Genomic DNA, 716 nt, shown 5'->3' with positions numbered 1-716 from the left:
GGTTCATCAGCCAGACCGCGTTGCGGGCGTGGAATGACGGAATGGCGTGCTGCATGGTGATCAGCACATCCATCGGGTTCGCTGCCGGGAAGTTCGCGGCAGCGCCGGTCTTGACCTCGGCAATGCCTGGTGCGGTCATCAGGCCGCGCGGCTGGCCGGTGCCGGTGCCTTTGACAAAGGCCAGCCCTTCCACCTTGGCGAAGCCCTCGGCCAGTTCGCGGTTCATCACGGCTTCCAGATCATAGGCGTTATCTTCCAGCACCTTGTTGCTGGCGACATAGAAGCTGGAAAGCTCATGGTTCGCGATCTTGACCTGACCAAAGGTCGGTTCGCTGGCGGTCATGTCGCCGCCTTCCTCGGTCCAGAATGCATTCACGCCCGACAGCAGGGTCGGAAAGGTGATGTCGGTGCCGGTGACGGTCTGCACATTGGCATACTGCCGCAGCGGCGACATTTCGGTCAGCAGCTTCAGGATTTCCGAACCAAACTCGGGCGGAACCAGATAGCCGCCATTGGCGTTATTGGCGACGGCCAGCGCCTTCACCTCGGTTGCTTCCATGCGGGCCTCACCGCCGCGCAGGTAGCTGGAGAACGCCTTTTTCTCGGCAGTCTCGCCCTGGACGATACCCGGCGCGCCCGGACGGTTCGCCTTGGCTTCCAGCTTGTCCAGCCGCGACAGAACGGCATTGAAAACCTTGGTATCAACCTGGGCATTA

1 protein-coding gene is annotated in these 716 nt (G+C 61.6%); it reads right to left on the bottom strand.

Translation table 11 applies throughout. The features are described 5' to 3' along the window. Window positions 1-716, bottom strand: a 716-nt coding sequence (locus IT40_RS26505) for a phage major capsid protein (RefSeq protein ID WP_036761538.1), incomplete at both ends; no start/stop codon positions are given.

This window comes from Paracoccus versutus, from assembly GCF_000763885.1.
Lineage (GTDB): Bacteria > Pseudomonadota > Alphaproteobacteria > Rhodobacterales > Rhodobacteraceae > Paracoccus > Paracoccus versutus.
Note: the sequence above shows the minus strand (reverse complement) of the source record. Positions and strands in the feature narration are given on the sequence as shown.